Source organism: Streptomyces sp. NPDC101160 (assembly GCF_044768205.1).
In the GTDB taxonomy this organism is placed as follows: domain Bacteria; phylum Actinomycetota; class Actinomycetes; order Streptomycetales; family Streptomycetaceae; genus Streptomyces.
This window is the reverse complement of sequence record NZ_JBIWPJ010000008.1, coordinates 1-19,204: the sequence shown is the minus strand read 5'-3', so window position 1 is coordinate 19,204 and position 19,204 is coordinate 1. Positions and strand designations below refer to the sequence as shown.

Below are 19,204 nucleotides of genomic sequence, written 5' to 3'. Positions count from 1 at the left end.
TCTTCGAGATGGCTGTGATGCAGTAGTAGGCTCGCGCCGCCGTTTACTTGAAGCCGAAGATTGACGCCGCGTGTTGACCCCACGTGTTGACGCCGGTCGCGACGATGTGAGGAGCCTCCGCGGCCGCGGAGGCCGAGCTGGGGGAGGCCATGCGCTTTCGCGGGAAGTCCATCCGCCGGAAGATCGTGGCACTGCTGCTCGTGCCGCTCGTCTCCCTCACCGGCCTGTGGGGCTTCGCGACGGTACTCACCGGCCGGGAGGCCCGTCAGCTCCTCGACGTCGGCTACATCGTCAAGAAGATCGGCTACCCGATCGAGGACACCGCGCGCGTCATCCAGAAGGAACGCCGCCAGTCCCTCGTCTACCTCGCCGACCCCCGCGCCGCCGAGGCCATGACCCGGCTGCGCGAACAACGCGAGGCCACCGACCGGCAGATCGCCCTCATCCGCCGCAACGCCGCCGAACCCGGCGTCAAGGGCGACATGGACCCGATCACCGCCCGGCGGCTCGCCACCGTCCTCGACGGCCTCGACGGACTCTCCGCGCTGCGCCGCTCCGTCGAGAACCGCAGCATCGGCCGGATGCAGGCCCTCGACTTCTACAGCCGGCTCGTCGACCCCTGCTACAGCCTCCTGCTCAGCCTCCACGCGCTGGAGAACGTCGAGATGGACAAGCAGGGCCGTGCCCTCGTCGGCATCACCCGCGCCCGCGAACTCCTCTCCCGCGAGGACGCCCTCGCCGTCTCCGCGCTCATCGCCGAACGCGTCACCGCCGAAGAGGTCCGCACCATCACCGACCTCGTCGCCGGCCGCAAGCTGCTCTACGAGACCAACCTGGAGATCCTGCCGGTCTCCGAGCGCGACCGCTTCGAGCAGTACTGGGCCGGCGCCGACACCGCGCCGCTGCGCAAGGCGGAGGAGTCGCTCATCGACGCCGGCGCCACCGACCACCCGCGCGCCGTCTCCGCCGAACGCTGGCAGCAGCAGGCGACGCCCGTCCTGGACGCCCTCGCCCACGACAACACCGCGGCCGGCGACCGCTATCAGGAGCGCGTCCAGCCCGTCGCGTACAACGTGCTGATCAAGGCCGGCATCGCGGGCGTCCTCGGCTTCGTCGCCCTGTTCGTCTCCGTCATCGTCTCCGTCCGCATCGGCCGCGAACTCGTCCGCGACCTGCGCCGGCTGCGCAAGGAGGCCCAGGAGGTCTCCGGCGTCCGGCTGCCCAGCGTCATGCGCCGCCTCGCCGCCGGCGAACCCGTCGACGTCGAGACCGAGGTGCCCCACCTGCGGTACGAGGAGGACGAGGTCGGCCAGGTCGGCCAGGCCCTCAACACCCTCCAGCGCGCCGCCGTCGAGGCCGCCGTCAAGCAGGCCGACATGCGCCGCGGCGTCTCCGAGGTCTTCGTCAACCTGGCCCGCCGCAACCAGGTCCTGCTGCACCGCCAGCTCACCCTGCTCGACACCATGGAACGGCGCACCGAGGACACCGACGAACTCGCCGACCTGTTCCGGCTCGACCACCTCACCACCCGTATGCGCCGGCACGCCGAGGGCCTGGTGATCCTCTCCGGCGCCGCCCCCTCGCGCCAGTGGCGCAAGCCCGTCCAGCTGATGGACGTGGTCCGCGCGGCCGTCGCCGAGGTCGAGGACTACGAGCGCATCGAGGTCCGCCGGCTGCCCCGGCTCGGCGTCGGCGGCCCCGCCGTCGCCGACCTCACCCACCTCATCGCCGAACTCCTGGAGAACGCCACCGTGTTCTCGCCCCCGCACACCGCGGTCCAGGTGCTCGGCGAGCGCGTCGCCAACGGCTTCACCCTGGAGATCCACGACCGCGGCCTCGGCATGAACCCCGACGCCCTGCTCGACGCCAACCTCCGGCTCGCCGAGACCCCCGAGTTCGAGCTCTCCGACACCGACCGCCTCGGCCTCTTCGTGGTCAGCCGGCTCGCCCAGCGCCAGAACGTCCGCGTCTCGCTGCAGCCCTCGCCGTACGGAGGCACCACCGCGGTCGTCTTCATCCCGGCCGCGCTGCTCACCGACGCCCCCGAGACGCAGGGCGCCGGCTTCCGCCTGGACCGCAAGAACCTCGACCGCGCGGACGCGGAGAGCGGGCACGCCACCGGCCCGGACGTACTGCCCAGCCGGCGCCCCGCGCTCACCAAGGTGCCGAGCCCGGCCCTGGACGGCCCCGTCGAACTCGAACCGCCGCTCGGCAGCGACGCCTTCGACGAGCTGCTCGGCGGGGCGGACGACCTCCTCGACACCGACAGCGAGCGCGGCGGCCTGTTCCGGGCGCGCGAACACCGCCGCCGCGGCGACCAGCACCGGCACCACCCGACCGCGGCCGGCGAGTCGGCCGACGACGCCGGCCCGCTGCCCCGCCGCCGCCCGCCGACGCTCGTCGTCGACCACGGCCGCCGCCTCGACGAGCCGGGCGGCCGGTCGCACACCGGTTCCGGCACCTCCGGCGCCCCCGGCCCCGAGGACACGATGGAGCTGGCCCGCGTCCGCCCCGCGCCCACGCTCGTCCCCGTACCCGGACCGGGATCGGGACCAGGGAAGGGAACGGCACCGGCGCCGGGACCGAAGGAGGGACCGGCCCCGTTCGCCGGGCTGCCCCGCCGCGTCCGCCAGGCCAGCCTCGCGCCCCAGCTGCGCGAGAGCGGCGAACGGACCGGCGAGCAACCGCTCCCGGCCGCCGGCGCCGCCGAGCCCGACTCCTTCGAGCGCGACGCCGAGGAGGTGCGCAGCCGGATGGCCGCCATGCAGCGCGGCTGGCAGCGCGGCCGGCGCCGCAACGCCGAACCGGCCACACCGGCCTGCCCGGCGGGAACGGACATGTCGGGACCGGACACGGCGGGACCGGACACGGCGGGACCCGGGACGAAGGGGTCCGGCACGACGGGGTCCGACATCACGGCACCGGGCACGACGCCGCCGGGCACGACGGCAGCCGGCACGACCGCGGCCGGCACGACAGCGCCAGGAACGACAGCACCAGGAACGACACCCGAGGGGGACGGTCGATGACCGCACCGAACGCCGCAGCACCGCACAGCTCCACCCACGGCAACGGGGAGCTGAACTGGCTCCTCGACGAACTGGTCCAGCGCGTCGGCTCCATCCGCAAGGCGCTGGTGCTCTCCAGCGACGGCCTGCCCACCGGCGCCTCCCAGGACCTCACCCGCGAGGACGGCGAGCACCTCGCCGCCGTCGCCTCCGGCTTCCACAGCCTGGCCAAGGGCGTCGGACGCCACTTCGAGGCGGGCAGGGTCCGGCAGACCGTCGTCGAGCTGGAGGACGCCTTCCTGTTCGTCACCGCCGCCGGTGACGGCAGCTGCCTCGCCGTGCTCGCCGACGCCGACTCGGACGTCGGCCAGGTCGCGTACGAGATGACCCTCATGGTCAAGAGGGTCGGTGCCCACCTCACCACGGCGCCCCGGTCCGGGCTGCCCACCGGAGGATGAGTAAGGGGGACGGCATGAGTGACGGCATGAGAGGCGCGGACCGGTCCCACGAGGACCCGGCACGCCACTGGTACGACGACGAGGCGGGCCCGGTGGTCCGCCCGTACGCCATGACCCGCGGCCGCACCAGCGCCGCGGGCCAGCACCGGATGGACCTGATCGCGGTGGTCGTGCCCGAACCGGCGGCCGACGACCCCGGCCGCGACCAGACGCTGTCCCCCGAGCACGTGGATATCGTCGAACGCTGCTCCGAGCAGCCGCAGTCGATCGCCGAACTCGCCGCCGGACTCGACCTCCCCGTAGGGGTGGTACGGGTCCTCGTCGGCGACCTCGTCGACGACCAGCTTGTCCATGTGACCCGCCCCGTTCCGCCGGCCGAACTGCCGGACGTGAGCATCCTTCGCGAGGTGATCAATGGCCTTCGGGCGCTCTAGCACCAGCCGCACCCACCCGCCGGTCGAGCCGATGACCCTGAAGATCCTTGTCGCGGGTGGCTTCGGGGTGGGCAAGACCACGCTGGTGGGCGCGGTCAGCGAGATCCGGCCGCTGCGGACCGAGGAGGTCCTCACGGAGGCGGGCCGGCCGGTCGACGACCTGCACGGCATCGAGAACAAGTCCACGACCACCGTCGCCATGGACTTCGGCCGCATCACGCTCCGGGACGACCTCGTCCTCTACCTGTTCGGCACGCCCGGCCAGGACCGCTTCTGGTTCCTGTGGGACGAGCTCGCCCAGGGCGCGCTCGGCGCGATCGTCCTCGCCGACACCCGGCGCCTGGAGGACAGCTTCGCCGCCATCGACTACTTCGAACGCCGGGGCATCCCCTTCACCGTCGCCGTCAACTGCTTCGAGGGCGCCCGCCGCTTCCCGGCGGACGCCGTCCGCGGCGCCCTGGACCTCGACCCCGAGGTCGAACTGCTGATGTGCGACGCCCGCGACCGCGAGTCCGTCAAGAACGTCCTCGTCGCCGTCGTCCAGCACGCCCTGGTCCTGGCCGAACACCCCACGGCCGCCGCGACCCGCTAGGCCACCCGCCGTAACCCGCGGGCCCGACCGTCCCGTACGTCCTACCGGACCGCCACCACCGCCGAACCATGGCCGAACAGGCCCTGGTTCGCGGTGATCCCGGCCCGCGCGCCCGGCACCTGCCGGTCGCCCGCCGTGCCCCGCAGCTGCCAGGTCAGCTCGCAGACCTGCGCGATGGCCTGCGCGGGCACGGCCTCGCCGAAGGAGGCGAGGCCACCGCTCGGATTGACCGGGACGCGCCCGCCGAGGGCGGTGACCCCGTCCCGTACCAGCTTCGCGCCCTCACCGGCCCCGCACAGCCCGATGTCCTCGTACCACTCCAGCTCCAGCGCCGTGGACAGGTCGTACACCTCCGCGAGCGACAGGTCCTCCGGCCCGAGCCCGGCCTCCTCGTACGCGGCGCGGGCGATCGACGCCCGGAAGGTGTGCGGCGCGGGGGAGCAGGCGACGGCCGAGTCGGTGGCGATGTCGGGCAGGTCGAGGACCGTCCTGGGGTAGGTCGGGGTCACCGTCGACACCGCCCGGATCCGCACCGGGTCCGGCCGCCCGTGCCGCCGCGCGAACTCCATGCTCGACAGGACCAGCGCCGCGCCCCCGTCCGAGGTGGCGCAGATGTCGAGCAGCCGCAGCGGATCGGCGACCACCGCCGACGCCGCCACCTCCGCCGCGCTCACCGCCTTCCGGTACCGGGCCAGCGGATTGAGCGCGCCCGCCGCCGCGTTCTTCACCTTCACCAGGGCGAAGTCCTCCGGCGTGTCCCCGTACAGCGCCATCCGGCGCCGGGCGTAGAGCGCGAAGTACGTGGGGTTGGTCGCGCCCAGGACGCGGAACCGCAGCCAGTCCGGGTCGTCCGGCCGGTCGCCGCCCGCCGGCGCGAAGAAACCCTTCGGCGCCGCGTCCGCGCCCACCACGAGGACCACGTCCGCGAGCCCGGCGAGGATCTGCGCCCGGGCCGTGCCCACGGCCTGCGCCCCGGACGCGCACGCCGCGTACACGCTGGTCACCCGCGCGCCCTGCCAGCCCAGCGCCTGCGCGAAGGTGGCCCCGGCCACGTAACCGGGGTAGCCGCCGCGCACGGTGTCGGCGCCGACGACCGACGTGACGTCGGACCAGTCGAGACCGGCGTCGGCGAGCGCGGCCCGGGCCGCCGCCGTGCCGTACGAGACGAAGCTGCGGCCCCACTTGCCCCACGGATGCATCCCGGCACCGAGCACGGCGACGTCGTTCATGCCCGGCCCCCTTCCACGGACGGACCCACGGGGCGCCACTGCCAGGTGGTCCAGGTGTGCTCGTCGTCCTCGTTCAGGACCCCCGGCACCAGCTCGACCTCCGCGCCGACGGCCAGATCCGCCGTCCGCACCCCCGGCGCCGCCTGCCCCAGCACCACCATGGCCTCGGCCGCCAGCTCCACCGCGATCAGCGTGTACGGCTCCCAGGGCGCGTCCGGATCGGAGACGTACGGCGCGGGCGGGCGGTAGCGGCCGTCGGTGTACGACCAGATCGTGCCGCGCCGGGAGAGCGGGGTCCCGGCCAGCTCGCCCCCGCCGGGGCAGCGCGGATTGCGGCACCAGTCGTCCACGCGCGGGAAGAAGACCGACGCGCAGGCGGTGCAGCGGGTGCCGAGCAGCCGGAACCCGCTGTCCGGGACGTCGTCGGTGAACCAGCCAGTCACCACGGGCCTGCGCGTGCCTGCCATCCGTAGTCCCTCCCGTCGGCTCCGGCATCTGACGGAGCATCAGAAGTCTGGCACGGCCGTGCGGGAGGAGGGAAGACGCCCGCGTGGGAGAAGGGGAGACGCCCGCGCGGGAGGGGAGAAGACTCCCGGGCGGGACCGGGGGATGACTCCCGTGCGCTCCGGTGACGGTGCGTCGGTGCCTCCGTCAGCGCCCCGCGACCGACCGCCGCGCCACTGGGAAGTCGAAGAACGTCGACGGGAACGGCTCCGGCTTGAACGTGAAGTGCCACCACTCCTCCGGCAGATTGACGAAACCCTGTTCGGTGAGAGCGCCGCGCAGCAGGTCCCGGTTGGCGCGCTGAACGCCCTGGATCCGCGGGTCGTCGGTGTGGGAGAGCGTGTCGAAGCAGTCGAAACCGGTGCCCATGTCCACGGAGTTATCCGGGAACCGCTCCGCCTGCGGCCTGAAGCACTCCACCTGGGGCTCGCCCGGCACATAGCGGCGCGTGGGCGCGGCGGGCAGCCGCACGATCGTCAGGTCCACCGTCGAACCGCGGCTGTGCCCGGACTTCTCCGCGATGTAACCGTCCGCGAACAGTCGCGACTTGTCCACCAGCGGATAGAACTCCTTCTTCATCCGCTCGTCCGCCAGGTCCTTCGCCCACCGCACGAAGTGGTCCACCGCCCGCTGCGGCCGGTAGCAGTCGTAGACCTTCAGCGTGTAGCCCCGGGCCAGCAGCCCCACCTGCGCCCGGTGCAGCGCCGCGGCGGCCGGCCGGGTCAGGATGCACACCGGCTGCCGGTACCCGTCGACCGGATCCCCGACGAAGTTGTGCGCCGTCGGATAGCGCATCTCCTGAAGGATCGTCGGGTCCACCCGGTCGAGCGCCACGAACTCCGGCGGCGCCTTGGGCTCCGGCGTCGCACCCGCTGCCGTATCCGGGGTCGCAACCAGGGCCGCACCCGGGGCCGCACCCGGCGCGGCACCGGCGGAGGGTACGGCGGCGGTGGCGGCGAGCAGACCGGCGGCGGCGAGCGCGCCGAGCGCGCGGAAGGCGGAGGCGAGTCCAGTCAGTCGAGTCATGCGCCCCGTCTACCAGTTCCGGCAGCGCCGGGAAAGGGTGATCGCATACCGTCGGCCCCGTGACCGAATCCCCGCTGTCCCCGCACGCCCACTGCTCCACGTGCGGCGCCCGCTACCCGGCCGACGCCGACTGGCCGCGCACCTGCCCCTCCTGCGGCACCACCGCCTACCGCAACCCCCTCCCGGTCGCCGTCGCCCTGCTCCCCGTCACCACGCCCCGCGGCACCGCCCTCGTCGTCATCACCCGGGCCATCCGGCCCCACGTCGGCCGCATCGCCCTGCCCGGCGGCTTCGTCGACTACGGCGAGCACTGGCACGAGGCCGTGGTCCGCGAACTGCGCGAGGAGACCGGCATCGAGGCCGCCGCCGACGACGTCCGCCTCGCCGACGCCCTCAGCTCCCCGCCCGGCCACCTCCTCCTCTTCGGCCTCCTCCCGCCCCGCCCGGCGGGCGCCCTCCCGCCGTCGACCGTGACGGACGAGACGAGCGGCCACCACCTGCTGTACGGACCGGAGGAGCTGGCGTTCCCGCTGCACACGGAGGCGGTGCGGCGCTTCTTCGCGGGGGCGTACGGCTGAGTGGGCGGTTGGATCCAACGTCCGGGATCCGGGATCTGGGGCGCTGGATCCAATCTCCCGGATCCAATCCCCTGGCTCCTGTATCCCGGACGTTGGATCCAGCGCCCCGGATCCAGCGCCCCGGACCCGGGCTCCTGGATCCGAAATCCTGGATCCGAAATCCGGGATCCCGGATCCCGTCACCCCTCCCCGAGCCCCCGCACCCGCACCGGCAGCCCCGCCTCCTCCACCCCCTCGTCCGTCACCCGCTCCACCACGACCCGCCCGTCCACCAGGCGCGACTGGTACCGCTCGATCTCCGCCGGCTCCCAGCCGTCCCCGGTGTCCCGCACCACCAGTCCGCCGCCCGTACGCCCCGCCGCCGGCGCCCACACCTCCAGGACCAGCTCCTCGCCGTCCTCGCCCCGCACCGGGACCACCGCGCCGGCCCGCGCGAGGACCGGCACCCGGGACAGGGGCGCGTCGAGGAGGACCTGGCCCGGGCCCTCGTACGACCGGCCGGTCGCCGTGTCGTACCAACGCCCGCGCGGCAGCCGCACCGCCCGCCGGTCCGTGCCCGGTGAGAGCACCGGGGCGACGAGGAGCGAGTCGCCGAGCAGGAAGGCGTCCTCGCAGTCCCGCAGCGCGCGGTCCTCCGGCGTGCCCCACCACACCGGCCGTACGTACGGCGCGCCGGTCATCCGGGCGAGCCGGGCCAGGGTGACGAAGTACGGCCGCAGCCGCTCCCGTTCGGTCAGCGCGGCACGCGCGTGCTCCAGCACCTCGGGCCCGAACTCCCACGGCTCGCGACGGCCCGCGTCGATCGCCGCATGGGTGCGGAACAGCGGCAGCCACGCCCCCAGCTGGTACCAGCGCAGGAACAGCTCCGGCGTCGGGCTGCCGTCGAAGCCGCCCACGTCCGGCCCCGAGTACGGCACCCCGCACAGCCCGAGCCCCAGGACGAGCGCCAGCGACGCCCGGAGCCCCGGCCAGCCCGAAGAGACATCGCCCGACCAGGTCCCCCCGTACCGCTGCATCCCCGCCCACCCGGAGCGCGAGAAGAGGAACGGGCGCTCCTCCGGCCGCAGCCGGCGCAGCCCCTCGTAACCGGCGCGCGCCATCGTCAGCCCGTAGACGTTGTGTGCCTCGCGGTGGTCGCCGCCGCGGCCCTCCAGGCTGTGCCGGGCGGAGCGGGGCAGCGTCTGGTCGCCGAAGGGGGCGAAGGAGACCGGCTCGTTCATGTCGTGCCAGAACCCGGAGAAGCCCTGTCGCAGCCGCTCCTCGTAGAGCGCGCCCCACCACTCGCGCGCCTGCGGATCGGTGAAGTCCGGATAGGCGCACTCGCCCGGCCACACCACGCCGTGCACCTCGTCGCCCCGGTCGTCGCGGACGAAGGCCCCGGCGGCCCGCCCGCCGTCGTAGACCGGATCGCCCGGCTCCGCCTTCACCGCCGGGTCGACGATCGACACGAGCCGCACCCCGCGCTCGCGCAGCTTCGCCGCGAGCCCGGGCAGATCGGGGAACCGCTCCCGGTCGACGGTGAACACCCGGTGCCCGTCGTAGTGGTCGATGTCCAGGTGCAGCACGGACAACGGCAGGCCCCGGTCCAGGTAGCCGTCGACCACCCGCCGCACCTCCCGTTCGCTGCCGAAGCCCCAGCGCGCGTGCTGCGGCCCGAGCGCCCAGGCCGGCGGCAGCGCGGGCGCGCCGGTCAGCGCCGCCCAGCCGTGCAGCACCCGCGCGGGCGGGCCCACGACCACCCAGCAGCGCAGCGGGCCGCCGTCCATCCGCACCTCGCTGGTGCCCGGCCGGTCGTGCCCGGATCCGGCGCCCTCCTCGCCCTCGGCGAGGACCACCCGCCCGTCCCAGCTGTTGTCGTAGAAGGCCAGATGCGTGCCGGCGTCCGCGACCACCAGCTGCACCGGCATGGTGATGTACAGCGGGTCGTCGCCGGGGGAGAAGCTGCCCTTGGGGTCGGTGTTCCACAGCCGGTACGAGCCGTCCCGCAGCCGCGGCCCGGCGGCCCGCCCGCCGAGCCCGAAGAACCGCGCGTCCGCCGGCACCTCACTGCGCTGCACCCACCGCGCCGCCTGGCCCTGCCCCGCGGGACTCGCCGCCTGGCCCTGCCCTGCGGGACTCGCCGCCTGGCCCTGCCCTGCGGGACTCGCCGCCCCGCCCTGCCCCGCGGGACTCTTGACCCCGCCCTCCGCGCCCTGCCCTATGGAGCCCTCCCGCACCGGCTCCCACCAGCGCGGCGGCAGGTCCCGGCGCAGCACCACCCCGCCGGGCGTGCGCACCTCCACCGCCCCGTGCCGGGACACCGCGACCGTCACCCGTTCCGAGACCACCCGCCAGCCGCCGTCGGTGTCCGGCTCCAGGACGGCCCGTGGGTCGGGCTCGGGCGGCTCGCCCGCCAGCGCGTACGACGGCAGCGGCCCCGCCCCGTCCCAGCCCCAGAACACGGTGCCGCCCGCCGACACCGAAACCCGCAGCTCGGAGCGGGCGAAACGGATGATTCCGCCGCCCGGCAGCGACTCCACGTCCGCCACCGCACCCGGTACCCGGGCCCTCTCCGCACCCCGCCGCGGCAGCGCCCGCGCGTCCGCACGCCGCTGCCGCCACGCGGACCGCACCGCCCGCAACCCCTGCACCGAACCCAGCTCCCGCACCGAACGCACCAGTTCACGACCGTCCATGCAGCTCACCCTGCCATCCGCGAAGGGGCGTGCGAGGTTCGTTCAACTGCCGTTCACCCGTGGTGGGAGCACATATTCAGCTACCGGACCATGGGCGGGGAACCCTGGTGCGAAAGAGGATCACATGGCATCGTCCCTGTCAGCCGCGTCACGCGCACACCCCGCACGTGCGCGCGACACACGCAGACCCCGCGTACAGCCAGGGAGCCGACCCAATGACATCAGCGCAGACCGAGCCGCTTTGGCAGCCCGACGAGGACCGCGTCGCCGCGGCCGCCGTCACCCGCTTCCAGGCCTGGGCCGCCGAGCGCCACGGAGCGCCCGCGGACGGCGGCTACGCGGCCCTGCACCGCTGGTCCGTCGAGGAACTCGAAGCCTTCTGGGCAGCCGTCGCCGAATGGTTCGACCTCCGCTTCGCCACCCCGTACGAGCGCGTCCTCGGGGACCGCGCCATGCCCGGCGCCGACTGGTTCCCCGGCGCCACCCTCAACTACGCCGAGCACGCGCTGCGCGCCGCCGAGCAGCGCCCCCACGACACGGCCCTGCTCCATGTGGACGAGACACATGAGCCGAAGCCGGTCACCTGGGCCGAGCTGCGCCGCCAGGTCGGTTCCCTCGCCGCCGAGCTGCGCGGCCTCGGCGTCCGGCCCGGCGACCGCGTCAGCGGCTATCTGCCCAACATCCCCGAGTCGGTCGTCGCCCTCCTCGCCACCGCCGCCGTCGGCGCCGTGTGGACCTCCTGCGCCCCCGACTTCGGCGCCCGCAGCGTCCTCGACCGCTTCCAGCAGGTCGAGCCGGTCGTCCTGTTCACCGTCGACGGCTACCGCTACGGCGGCAAGGAGCACGACCGCCGCGACACCGTCGCCGAGCTGCGCGCCGAGCTGCCGTCGCTGCGCGCAGTCGTGCACATCCCGCTGCTCGGCACCCCGGCCCCCGAGGGCACCCTGGAGTGGTCCGCGCTGACCGCCGCCGACACCGAGCCGGTCTTCGAGCACGTCCCGTTCTCGCACCCGCTGTGGGTGCTGTACTCCTCCGGTACCACCGGCCTGCCCAAGGCGATCGTGCAGTCCCAGGGCGGCATCCTCGTCGAGCACGTCAAGCAGCTGGGCCTGCACTGCGACCTCGGCCCGGACGACGTGTTCTTCTGGTACACCTCCACGGGCTGGATGATGTGGAACTTCCTCGTCTCCGGTCTGCTCACCGGCACCACCGTCGTCCTGTACGACGGCAGCCCCGGCTACCCGGACACCGGTGCCCAGTGGCGCGTCGCCGAGCGCACCGGCGCCACCCTGTACGGCACCTCCGCCGCGTACGTCATGGCCTGCGCCAAGGCCGAGGTGCACCCCGGCCGTGACTTCGACCTGTCCCGGGTGAAGTGCGTGGCCACCACCGGCTCCCCGCTGCCGCCCGACGGCTTCCGCTGGCTGCACGACGAGGTCCGCGAGGACCTGTGGATCGCCTCCGTGAGCGGCGGCACCGACGTCTGCTCCTGCTTCGCAGGAGCCGTTCCGACGCTCCCGGTGCACATCGGCGAGCTCCAGGCCGCCTGCCTCGGCACCGACCTGCAGTCCTGGGACCCCTCGGGCAAGCCGCTCGTCGGCGAGGTGGGCGAGCTCGTCGTCACCAACCCGATGCCGTCCATGCCGATCCACTTCTGGAACGACCCCGACGGCAGCCGCTACCGCGACAGCTACTTCGAGATGTTCCCGGGCGTGTGGCGGCACGGCGACTGGATCACGATCACCGACCACGGCTCGGTGATCATCCACGGCCGCTCCGACTCCACCCTGAACCGGCAGGGCGTGCGCATGGGCAGCGCCGACATCTACGAGGCCGTCGAGCGCCTCCCGGAGATCCGCGAGTCCCTCGTCATCGGCCTGGAGGAGCCGGAGGGCGGCTACTGGATGCCGCTCTTCGTCCACCTCGCCGACGGCGCCACCCTCGACGAGGAGCTGATCGGCCGCATCAAGCGCACGATCCGCACCGAGCTCTCCCCGCGCCACGTCCCCGACGACATCATCGAGGTCCCGGCGGTCCCGCACACCCTCACCGGCAAGCGCATCGAGGTCCCGGTCAAGCGCCTCCTCCAGGGCACCCCGATGGCCAAGGCGGTCAACCCGGGCTCGGTCGACAACATCGACCTGCTCTCCTTCTACGAGGAGCTGGCCCGCACCCGCAAGTCCCAGTAAGCCACCCGACGAAGGGCCCCGCGCGGGTGCGCGGGGCCCTTCTCGCCTTGCCTTTTCGTCCCGCCGTCCCGCCGGCTCGCCTTCTCGGCTTCCCGGCCCCGGGGCTCAACCCCCGTACGTCGCCTGCACGTCGCCGAGCACCGCCGCGAAGTCCGCGGCGAGGCGCTCCGCCTGCGCCGGCTGCAGCGTCGCCGTGGTGATCCGTACGGCCGTGGGGGCGGCGATCCGGAACCGGGCGCCCGCCGCCACCCACCAGCCGTGCGTCCGAAGCCCGTTCACGACCGCGGACTCGTCGCGGACCGGCACCCAGAGGTTCATCCCGCTGTCCCCGACCGTGCGGATCCCGTACGAGCCGAGCGCGCCGGCCAGCGCCAGCCGCCGCTCCGTGTACGCGGCCTCCCCGGCCGCCACCAGGCGGGAAACCGCCGGGTCGGAGAACAGCCCGAGGACGGTTTCCTGCAGGATGTGGCTGACCCAGCCCGACGTCATCACCATCCGGCCGTCGTGCCGTGCGAGGGTCACCGGATCACCCGCGACCCCGGCCCACCGCAGATCGACGCCGAGCCGCTTCGAGACGGTCCGCACCTGCGCCCACCGCTCCAGGCCGGCCGCGGCCAGCGTGGGCGCGGGCGGAGCCTCGATCTCGACGGTGTAGTCGTCCTCGACGACGAGCACCTCTGGGTACTCCCGCAGCAGCGCCACGAGTTCGTCGCGCCGGGCGGGGGAGAAGGAGGCTCCGGTGGGGCACTGGGCGCGCGGGGTGACGACCACCGCCCGCACCCCGGCCCGCAGCGCCACCCGCAGCGCCTCGGGCACCATGCCCTCGCGGTCCACGGTCACCGGAACCGCCCGGAGCCCCAGCGCCGGCACCAGGTCCAGGACATGATGGAAGCCGGGATCCTCCACGGCCACGGCGTCCCCCGGGCGCAGCTCGACCGAGAGCAGCCGGGCGATGCAGTCGAGCGCTCCGTGCGCGAAGGTCACCCGCTCCGCCGGTACGCCGCTCCGTGCGAACCAGGCGACGGTCAGCTCCTCGAGCGCGGTGAGCCGGGGCACGGCGCGGTGCGAGCCGAAGGCGGGGCGCACCTCGGCGGGAGGCCGGAGCACCGGCAGGAAGGCGGGGTCGGGCAGGCCGGTGGCCAGGTCGACCAGGCCCGGCGGCACCCGCGGCGGGCGCCGCGAGGCCACCGACGGCGCCTCCGCGACCACCGTGCCGCCCCGGCCGCGCGTGACGACGAGACCGCGTTGCCGCAGCTCCTTGTACGCCGTCGCCACCGTGCCCGGACTCACGCCGAGCTCGTCGGCGAGCCGTCGTACGGGAGGCAGCGCGTCACCCGGCGCGAGCTCGCCCTCGGTCACCCCGCGCTCGACGGACGCGGCAATCCCCTTGGCCGTCGCCCCTGTGATCGCATATTGTGTTGCCACGTACTGAACTATGTATCAATACAAAGCTCGTTGTCAAGGGGGAACCGAGTGAGCCGTCGTACCGCGTGGCACCGCACCGCTCTCGACCGCATACCCGGAGGCCGCGACGGCCGCCGGATGCTCGTCGTCAGCATCATCGACAAGACCGGCACCGGCCTCTGGGCCGGCTGCACCGCGCTCTACTTCACCTACGTGTCCGGGCTCGGCCTCGGCCAGGTCGGCCTCCTCATGACCGTCGCCGGCGGCGTCGGCATCGCCGGCGCGCCGCTCGCCGGCCGCATCGCCGACCGCTTCCCCCTCGTCCGGATCATCGCCGCCGCCCAACTCATGCGCGGCGCCGCCCTCCTCGCCCTCCTCACCACGGACAACTTCCTCCTCCTTACCCTCTACTCCGCACTCGGCGCCCTGCCCGACCGCGCCGGCAGCGTCCTCATCAAGCTCTACGCCGCCCGGATCGCCGGTCCCGACCGCGTCCGCTACCAGGCCATCCAGCGCACCACCGTCAACATCGGCTGGTCCCTCGGCGGCCTCGGCGCCGCCGCCGCGCTCGCCACCGGCAGCACCCGCGCCTACGGACTGCTCCTCGTCGGCAACGTCGTCACCTACCTCGTCATCGCCCTCCTCACCCTGCGCTGCGCCGAACCCCCGGCCCCCGCCCGCGTCGTCGCCACCGCGACCGACGGGCACACCAAGGCCGCCCGCCCCGCCAACCCCTGGCGCGACCGCACCTTCCTCGCCTACACCGCCACCGACGCCGCCCTCTTCCTCGACGACACGATCCTCCAGGTCGCCGTCCCGCTCTGGATCGTCCACGCCACCACCGCCCCCGTCGGCCTCGCTCCGCTGCTCCTGGTCCTCAACACCGTCCTCGTCGTCCTCTTCCAGGTGCCGCTCGCCCGCTTCGGCGCCACCACCCGCGCAGCCCGGCGCCTGATCGTCCCGCTCGTCGGCCTCTGGATCGTCGGCACCCTCGCCCTCGCCGCCTCCGCGGCCGGCGGCCGCGCCCTCGCCATCACGGCCCTCGCCGTCGCCGTCATCGCGCTGACCTTCGCCGAGATCATCCACGCCACCGCCTCCTGGGAACTCTCCGTCGCCCTCGCCCCCGCCGAGGCCCAGGGCTCCTACCTCGGCGTGCACGGCCTCGCCCAGTCCGGCCAGCGCTTCGCCGGACCCCTCCTCGTCACCGGAGTCATGACCGCCGGCGCCCTCGCCTGGCCCGTCCTCGGCCTCGCCCTCGTCGCCACCGGAGCCGCCCAGTACCGGCTGATCCGCGACCGCGTCGAACGGGCGGACCCCCCGGCTCCGGCCGAACCGGCTGCCCCAGCTGCCCCGACCGCCCCGACCGCCCCGGCCGAGCAGTCGTCACTGTCAGTGCCGACAGTTACGGTGAGTGAGCACTGATCGACCGTGCCCACACCCAGGGGGAGAGATGAACCAGCACCACCGCACACCCGGCGCCTCCGGCCAGGCCCGCACCACCCGCACCACCACGACCGCGCTCCGCCGCGCGCTGCGCCGCGAGATCGCCGGCACCGTCGCCCTCCTCGCCGACGAGGAGGACTTCACCGCCATGAGGCAGTACGCGTCCTTCGCCTTCGACGACCACGCCCGCTACCTCGCCCACGTCGACGAACTCCTCAAGACCCTCGCGGCCCAGGTCGGCCACACCACCGTCGCCCTCTTCGACCCCGAGGAGTACGCCGACTACTGCGCCGACACCGGCCTCGACCCCGACCACCCCGCCAGCCGCAGCCGCTACACCGCAGAACGCGCCGCCGGCGGCCCCCGCGTCACCTACACCGGACAGCCCCTCGACGCCCTCGTCCCGCTCCTCGTCGACACCGCCGTCCGCCGCGCCACCTGGGAGTACGCCACCATGCTCCTCACCGACGCCGGCACCTGCGCCGACTGCGGACAGGACATCGGCCGCGCCTCCTTCGACCGTGCCTCCCAGCTCCTGCTGCGCCTCCTCGACGCCGCCGGACCCGGCACCCACCACCTCGTCTGCAGCGTCCCCGCCGAGGGCGACCAGCTCATCGCCCTCCTCCACACCACCCGCGACAGCTCCGGCCCCGCCCGCCTCGACACCGCCGAAGGCGCCGAGTTCGTCACCGTGCTCGCCGCCGGCATCGCCCGCTCCACCCCCGGCGGCGTCGTCCTGCGCACCAGCACCCCCGGCGCCCCCGACCGCCTCCACGGCTGGCGCCTCCACCAGGGCCGGCTCGTCCCGCTCACCGAGGCCGAGGTCTTCGACGCTTACTGCACCGACGCCCGCACCGGCGAACCCATCAGCCCCGAACCCCACGTCGACTACCGCGCCGGCTTCCCCCTCACCCCCGACGACCCAGGCCACCACCCCCACTGACGCCGAAGGGGCTTCCCGCCACCTCGTGGCGGGAAGCCCCTTAGACAACCGAACCGGTCACGGTCCGCCGGATCACTCCCCGGACAGCACCGCCTGCGCGGCCATCCGGGCGTCGTGCGCCGTGTCCGCCGCACGCGCCGCGGCCGCCGCACGCTCGCACTGCGCCAGCGTGTACTTCGCCAGCGTCGCCCGCACATACGGAATCGACGCCGCACCCATCGACAGGGAGGTGACACCCAGACCCGTCAGCACACACGCGAGCAGCGGATCCGAGGCGGCCTCACCGCACACACCACAGCTCTTGCCCTCGGCCTTGGCGGCCTCCGCGGACAGCGCCACCAGATCGAGCAGCGCCGGCTGCCACGGATCCTGCAGCCGCGACACCGCACCCACCTGACGGTCGGCGGCGAAGGTGTACTGCGCCAGGTCGTTCGTGCCCAGGGACAGGAACTCGACCTCCTGCAGGATCGAGCGCGCCCGCAGCGCGGCGGACGGGATCTCCACCATCGCGCCGAACTTCGCCCGCAGCCCCGCCGCACGGCACGCGTCCGCGAACGCCTTGGCGTCCGTACGGTCGGCCACCATCGGCGCCATGACCTCCAGGTACACCGGCAGACCCTCGGCGGCCTTCGCCAGCGCCGTCAGCTGGGTCCGCAGCACCTCGGGGTGGTCGAGCAGCGTCCGCAGACCCCGCACGCCGAGCGCCGGGTTCGGCTCGTCCGCCGGCGTCAGGAAGTCCAGCGGCTTGTCCGCTCCCGCGTCGAGCACCCGCACGACCACCCGGCCCTCGGGGAACGCCTCGAGCACCTTGCGGTACGCCTCGATCTGCTTCTCCTCCGACGGCGCCTTCGCGCTGTCGTCCAGGAACAGGAACTCGGTACGGAACAGACCCACGCCCTCGGCACCGGCCTCGACCGCCGCCGGCACGTCCGCCGGACCGCCCACGTTCGCGAGCAGCGGCACCTTGTGCCCGTCCGAGGTCGCCCCCGGACCGCTGGAGGCGGCCAGCGCGGCCTTCCGCTCCTCGGCCGCGCGGGTCAGCGCGTCCTTCTTCTCCTCGCTCGGCTCCACGAAGATCTCTCCCGTGGAACCGTCCACCGCGATGACCGTGCCCTCGGCCAGCTCGCCCGCACCCGGCAGCGCGACCACGGCCGGCACACCCAGCGCCCGCGCGAGGATCGCGCTGTGGCTGGTCGGCCCGCCCTCCTCGGTCACGAAACCGAGCACGAGCGCCGGGTCCAGCAGCGCGGTGTCGGCCGGCGCCAGGTCCCGGGCGATCAGCACGTACGGCTCGTCGCTGTCCGGCACACCCGGCATCGGTACGCCCAGCAGGCGCGCCACGATCCGGTTCCGCACGTCGTCCAGGTCTGCCACCCGGCCGGCCATGTACTCACCGGCACCCGCGAGCAGCTCCCGGTAGTGCGAGAACGCGTCGTAGATACCGCGTTCGGCAGTGCTGCCGACCGCGATCCGACGGTCGACGTCGGCGATCAGCTCCGGGTCCTGCGCGATCATCGCCTGGGCCTCGAGCACCGCCTGGGCCTCGCCGCCGGCCAGATTGCCCCGAGCGATCAGGTCGGCTGCCACAGCCTCCACGGCCTGACGGGCGCGCCCCTGTTCGCGCTCCGCCTCATCGGCCGGAATCTGCTTGGCCGGCGGTTCCAGGACCGCCGTGCCCATGTGCCGGACCTCGCCGATGGCCACCCCATGGCTGACACCGACGCCTCGCAGCGTTGTCTCCATCTCACCGTCTCCGATAGAGCGGCGGCCGGGCCGCCGCGTCGTTTCAATGTCGTATGCGCGCTCGTCGGAAGGACGAGCCGGCGGTCACTTCCAGGAGAAGAGCGCGTCGCCGGCCTTCACGTCCCCGGCCTCGACGACATCGGAGAGAGAGTCGGCCGTGGCTTCGAGCGCCACGATCGGACAGATGGCGGACTTGCCGGCCGCTTCGACAGCGCCGGGGTTCCACCGCACGACCGCCTGTCCGCGCTGCACGGTGTCGCCCTTGTTCACGAGGAGCTCGAAGCCCTCGCCGTTGAGCTGAACGGTGTCGATGCCGAGATGGATGAGCACACCGTGGCCCTGGTCGTCCACCACGACGAACGCGTGCGGGTGCAGAGAGACGATGATCCCGTCGACGGGCGACACCGCCTCGCCGGGCTCACGGACGGGGTCGATGGCGGTGCCAGGACCGACCATCGCACCGGAGAAGACGGGGTCGGGTACAGCGGCGAGACCGATGGCGCGTCCAGCGAGTGGCGACGTCACGGATGTCATGGGATGCCTCCCAGGGGCGGAGATCGTGTTACGCCGTCACTACCTGTCCTGGACGGCGTACTGGTTCAGAAGCCTATGTCATAGGAAGTCCTAGTTCCGCACGAGATGTACCGGTTGGCGGACCTAGGGACTACCGGAAACGATTTGCGTCTAGTGACGGTGGGATGTACTGTCGTACTCCTGCGTGACTCCAACGCGACGCTGAGTCGTGAGTCCGCAGCGCCTATCAAGCCAGATCCTAACCTCAGTGGTCTACACCTCTGCATGCTCGCGGAGGGTGTGGTCAGAGGGGCCGAGAAAGCCTGGTAGTGTTTGACCCCGCCGGAAGGGCCCGAAAGGCAAACGCCAGGAAAAGGGACCGGAAAGCACCGAGGAAATCGGATCGGAAAGATCTGATAGAGTCGGAAACGAAGGAAGCGCCCGGAGGAAAGCCCGCGAGGGTGA

At 73.4% G+C, this 19,204-nt stretch carries 15 protein-coding genes; 8 read left to right on the top strand and 7 right to left on the bottom strand.

Annotated elements, in window-relative coordinates; translation table 11 throughout:
* Positions 1-149: 149 nt before the first annotated feature.
* Genes ACIRSU_RS25820 through ACIRSU_RS25805 form a run of 4 tightly spaced genes read left to right on the top strand, consistent with a single transcriptional unit; the run spans position 150 to position 4,492 of the window.
* A complete protein-coding gene (locus ACIRSU_RS25820; protein WP_403796557.1) occupies positions 150-3,029 on the top strand; it encodes a nitrate- and nitrite sensing domain-containing protein in 2,880 nt (959 codons plus the stop codon).
* A complete protein-coding gene (locus ACIRSU_RS25815) occupies positions 3,026-3,466 on the top strand; it encodes a roadblock/LC7 domain-containing protein (RefSeq protein ID WP_403796555.1) in 441 nt (146 codons plus the stop codon). Before ACIRSU_RS25820 ends, ACIRSU_RS25815 begins: the two co-directional genes overlap by 4 nt.
* Before the next feature lie 14 nt (positions 3,467-3,480).
* Positions 3,481-3,900: a DUF742 domain-containing protein gene (locus ACIRSU_RS25810; RefSeq protein WP_403796553.1), complete on the top strand. Its 420-nt coding sequence runs from the start codon at positions 3,481-3,483 to the stop codon at positions 3,898-3,900.
* Positions 3,881-4,492 carry a GTP-binding protein gene (locus tag ACIRSU_RS25805; protein ID WP_403796551.1) on the top strand — a complete coding sequence of 204 codons (612 nt, stop codon included), beginning with the start codon at positions 3,881-3,883 and terminating at the stop codon, positions 4,490-4,492. Before ACIRSU_RS25810 ends, ACIRSU_RS25805 begins: the two co-directional genes overlap by 20 nt.
* A 41-nt stretch (positions 4,493-4,533) precedes the next feature.
* On the opposite strand, the gene ACIRSU_RS25800 is transcribed toward ACIRSU_RS25805, so the two are convergent.
* The 3 genes from ACIRSU_RS25800 to ACIRSU_RS25790 all read right to left on the bottom strand — a co-directional run bounded on the left by ACIRSU_RS25800 (position 4,534) and on the right by ACIRSU_RS25790 (position 7,242).
* Positions 4,534-5,721, bottom strand: a complete 1,188-nt coding sequence (locus tag ACIRSU_RS25800) for a lipid-transfer protein (RefSeq protein ID WP_403796548.1) — start codon at positions 5,719-5,721, stop codon at positions 4,534-4,536.
* Positions 5,718-6,188, bottom strand: coding sequence for a Zn-ribbon domain-containing OB-fold protein (locus ACIRSU_RS25795; RefSeq protein ID WP_403796545.1), 471 nt, complete (start codon positions 6,186-6,188; stop codon positions 5,718-5,720). The genes ACIRSU_RS25800 and ACIRSU_RS25795 overlap by 4 nt, the downstream gene beginning before the upstream one ends.
* Positions 6,189-6,372: 184 nt before the next feature.
* Complete coding sequence (locus tag ACIRSU_RS25790) at positions 6,373-7,242, bottom strand: M15 family metallopeptidase (protein WP_403797485.1); 870 nt, start codon at positions 7,240-7,242, stop codon at positions 6,373-6,375.
* 68 nt (positions 7,243-7,310) lie between these two features.
* On the opposite strand from ACIRSU_RS25790, the gene ACIRSU_RS25785 reads away from it, so the two are divergent.
* The gene (locus ACIRSU_RS25785) at positions 7,311-7,829 is read left to right on the top strand and encodes an NUDIX domain-containing protein (protein WP_403796542.1); all 519 of its coding nucleotides are present in this window, start codon (positions 7,311-7,313) and stop codon (positions 7,827-7,829) included.
* A gap of 179 nt (positions 7,830-8,008) precedes the next feature.
* Here ACIRSU_RS25785 and ACIRSU_RS25780 read toward each other — a convergent pair whose 3' ends face one another.
* Positions 8,009-10,504 (bottom strand): TIM-barrel domain-containing protein, encoded by a 2,496-nt coding sequence (locus ACIRSU_RS25780; RefSeq protein ID WP_403796539.1) that lies wholly within the window; start codon positions 10,502-10,504, stop codon positions 8,009-8,011.
* Between the two features lie 215 nt (positions 10,505-10,719).
* Here ACIRSU_RS25780 and ACIRSU_RS25775 point away from each other — a divergent pair, with 215 nt between their 5' ends.
* Complete coding sequence (locus ACIRSU_RS25775; protein WP_403796536.1) at positions 10,720-12,693, top strand: acetoacetate--CoA ligase; 1,974 nt, start codon at positions 10,720-10,722, stop codon at positions 12,691-12,693.
* Positions 12,694-12,798: 105 nt separating this feature from the next.
* On the opposite strand, the gene ACIRSU_RS25770 is transcribed toward ACIRSU_RS25775, so the two are convergent.
* The gene (locus tag ACIRSU_RS25770; RefSeq protein WP_403796533.1) at positions 12,799-14,118 is read right to left on the bottom strand and encodes an aminotransferase class I/II-fold pyridoxal phosphate-dependent enzyme; all 1,320 of its coding nucleotides are present in this window, start codon (positions 14,116-14,118) and stop codon (positions 12,799-12,801) included.
* Positions 14,119-14,166: 48 nt separating this feature from the next.
* On the opposite strand from ACIRSU_RS25770, the gene ACIRSU_RS25765 reads away from it, so the two are divergent.
* The gene (locus ACIRSU_RS25765) at positions 14,167-15,519 is read left to right on the top strand and encodes an MFS transporter (RefSeq protein ID WP_403796530.1); all 1,353 of its coding nucleotides are present in this window, start codon (positions 14,167-14,169) and stop codon (positions 15,517-15,519) included.
* A 28-nt stretch (positions 15,520-15,547) separates the two neighbouring features.
* The gene (locus ACIRSU_RS25760; RefSeq protein ID WP_403796527.1) at positions 15,548-16,483 is read left to right on the top strand and encodes a hypothetical protein; all 936 of its coding nucleotides are present in this window, start codon (positions 15,548-15,550) and stop codon (positions 16,481-16,483) included.
* A 72-nt stretch (positions 16,484-16,555) separates the two neighbouring features.
* Here the strand turns inward: ACIRSU_RS25760 and ptsP are convergent, their stop codons facing one another.
* A complete protein-coding gene (ptsP, locus tag ACIRSU_RS25755; protein WP_403796525.1) occupies positions 16,556-18,226 on the bottom strand; it encodes a phosphoenolpyruvate--protein phosphotransferase in 1,671 nt (556 codons plus the stop codon).
* Positions 18,227-18,310: 84 nt separating this feature from the next.
* Positions 18,311-18,760: a PTS glucose transporter subunit IIA gene (locus ACIRSU_RS25750; protein ID WP_403796523.1), complete on the bottom strand. Its 450-nt coding sequence runs from the start codon at positions 18,758-18,760 to the stop codon at positions 18,311-18,313.
* Between the last annotated feature and the right edge of the window lie 444 nt (positions 18,761-19,204).